Annotated in this window: 2 protein-coding genes; both read right to left on the reverse strand. The window is 66.0% G+C overall.

The window, feature by feature from the left end:
* Window positions 1-561: 561 nt before the first annotated feature.
* On the reverse strand, window positions 562-1383 hold the full coding sequence (locus ACZ7OH_RS51830; RefSeq protein ID WP_470287727.1) for an LLM class flavin-dependent oxidoreductase: 822 nt from the start codon (window positions 1381-1383) through the stop codon (window positions 562-564).
* A 380-nt stretch (window positions 1384-1763) separates the two neighbouring features.
* On the reverse strand, window positions 1764-2438 hold the full coding sequence (locus ACZ7OH_RS51835; RefSeq protein WP_470287728.1) for an SAVMC3_10250 family protein: 675 nt from the start codon (window positions 2436-2438) through the stop codon (window positions 1764-1766).
* Window positions 2439-2763: the final 325 nt, after the last annotated feature.

Here is a 2763-nt window from a genome sequence, read left to right on the forward strand (position 1 = left end):
CAACTCGTCCGGCACCAGCCGCTGCGACAACTCGTCCATCACAGGCCAAGATCATGCCCGCACCTCAACCAACATCCAAGTGAGACACGCTCTAAGCCGGCAGCGTCGAGCACCTCGGCAACTGCGTGCACGATGACCGCGTACTGGGTCGGCGGCACGTCGGACGGAAGCTGTACCCGAAACTCGCGCGATTCCACAAGCTCGACGCTGCCCGTCTCAAACAAGCGACACCAAGCCCCCGTCGGGTGTCTGCTCGACGCGTTACTTATCTGCGAGCCGAGGTGGAGCACGACGTCGATGCCGGAACAGTCCTGCCTTCCTGACCGGACACTGGACCGACTATGCCCGCACCTGCGGACGTCCCTCAAACCGTCTCCGGCGCAGCCAGCGTCGGACGCCGATTGACCACTGACACGTTGTCCGGCGACGCCAGAATTGGCCCGGCTGCGAGCGCTGGCCAGGGCCGTGCCAGACTGGCTGACCAGTTCGACGAGCATATGGTCGTTCCACCTGGCTCATTTCGCACGTGCCGGGATCAAGAGGCATCGCCGGATGTGGCGTCTACTGTCCGGCCAGCTCGGCAACGACCGGTGCGAGGGTACCGGCGACGTCGGCGCCGAACACGAAGTAGGAGAAACCGATCTCCTCGCGTCGCCGTTGGATCTCCTCGGCAGCGGCTGAGGGATCACTGGGCAGGAACGCCAGCGAGTCCGCGGCTCGGACGGCGGTGGTGTCGGTGTCGGGGCCGGCCATGAATGCAGCGACCGAATCGCCGACCACAGGTACGTGCAATGCCAGTTCCGCACCGCGACGGTTGTCGAAGCGTTGTACCCGTTGCATCGTCGCGGCCCGCGTCTCGGTCTGTGGCATCACGAAGGTCACCGTGTCGGCGAGTTCAGCTGCGAGCGCTTCTGCTTTCGGGCCGCCCGCGACGATCACCACTGGGGTGTGCAGGTCCGGGCCATCGAGGTCGCGCAGGGCCGCGACGACGTCACGTACTTGACTCGACCGCTGGCTGACCGGGGTGACCGGCAGCCCCAGCTCACGGAGTTGGTCGGCGATCCCGGGGCGGCCGGTGCCGATGCCCATCTCGAAACGCCCGTCGGTGAGCACGGACAGCGAGTGCGCCTCCCATGCGGTGATCCACGCAGGTCGAACCGGAGATGCGTACACCCAGGTGCCCACCCGCAGGTCGGTGATCGTTGCCGCCACAGCGAGCGCCGGACCTGGTGCCGGCTGCCACTGCGGCACATCGGGCATCAAGATCGTCGAATAACCACTGTCGGCCAGACCACGTAGCTGATCACGCCACATCGGCATGTCCGCAGTAATCGGCGCAACGACTCCGAACCGCAACGGCCTGCGTGTCGAGTTCACCGCCATGGTGGAACCCCCTTCCCCTGTGACCCGACTTTGTGCCGAGCTTCATCACTTCTACGAACGAGCGACCTTGCATCCGACACAACACGACAAGCAATCTGACGCGACGTCCACCCAAGGGCCGAGTCCCGCGCGATCGGCGAGGTTCCCGCGGGCCCGTGTTCCGACCGTCACTCAATCAGGGACGAGTCGACGAACGCCGCAGCCCGGCGAAATCGGGCCAGATCAGCTGACCACCCATGGGCCAACTCGAGTGGCCACAGCACTGATTGGTTGACCGCAGACGACAACATCAGGCCAGTTCAGTGCCCCCGGGTGGCCAGAAGGCGGGCTGTCGCTGTGTCTTAAAGGGGACGAGCACGACCGAGGGTGGCACGCCTGGATCAGGCAGGCGCAGCGACATGCTCCACATACAGGGGCGTCGCGGTCAGCAGTGTGCCCGGATCGGTCGGGATCACCGCGGTCACCCGCGCATATCCGGCGACCCAGCCGGCTGTGTAGGCGGGTTGCAGGCGGTTGTTCAGTTGATCTAGGACCCGGACGGCACGCACGACGAAAGGATGCTCGAACGGGCGAATTTCGACGTCCTTCTCATCCGCCCAGAACACTGTTTCGACGAAGCGCAGCCACAGGGATCCGCTGCCGGTTTGCACACGGGGCGGCAGGGGCGGCGCGCCGGATCCGACCAGGTGCTCGCTTGATCCGTGCAGGAGCAGACGCAGCCGACCGCCGCTCGGATACGAGTCGTCCGCCCTGTCTGCGTCGAGGAAGGCGACCGCGCCACCTACGTCTCCGTAGCTCATCGGCGCCTCGAAATGCACCCACTGTCCCGGCTTGATTCCCGGGTCGGCGAACCATTTCGGTGCCCGGTCCGACGCTTCGAGCCGGGCGACGGCTGCCGCCAGCCCGGGCTCGGCCTCGCGGGAGGCCTTGCCGATCTTGAACACGCCGACCGGCGTGTTCACCTCCGCCTCCACATCCCGCAGGCCAGCCCGCTTCGGCAAGTCGGGGGCTAGTTGCCGCAGCTTCGCCTGGGAGACGTAGATCAGTTCACGCACTCCCCCATCCTGCCGGAAGCAAAACGGGAACGGGGCGGACTGGATATCGGGCGTCATGCCAGGTCATTTGACCACGGGCCACGCGCGGGCCAACTCGATTGACCTTAGGCCAGATTGGTTGCCCACTGACACACGCCCGGTCAGGTCCGGCTCCTCCGGCACGCGCCTCCCCATCAATCGTTCGGCCTAACGACCTCGCCGTGCAGTCAACCGCGCGCAGCACGTTCTACCTGATGCGCCCCGGGTCTGGTGCAGGTCTCGTTGCCTGTCACCGAGCCCGGGCAGGCTCGAAGGATTGATCGTAGCGCGACGCTCGGTGGCCGGC

Source organism: Amycolatopsis sp. NPDC114478 (assembly GCF_055633805.1).

Bases quoted from the DNA above. Each gene is read 5' to 3' on its own strand.
- ACZ7OH_RS51830 (WP_470287727.1), bottom strand. From the start codon at position 1,383: ATGGCGGTGAACTCGACACGCAGGCCGTTGCGGTTCGGAGTCGTTGCG.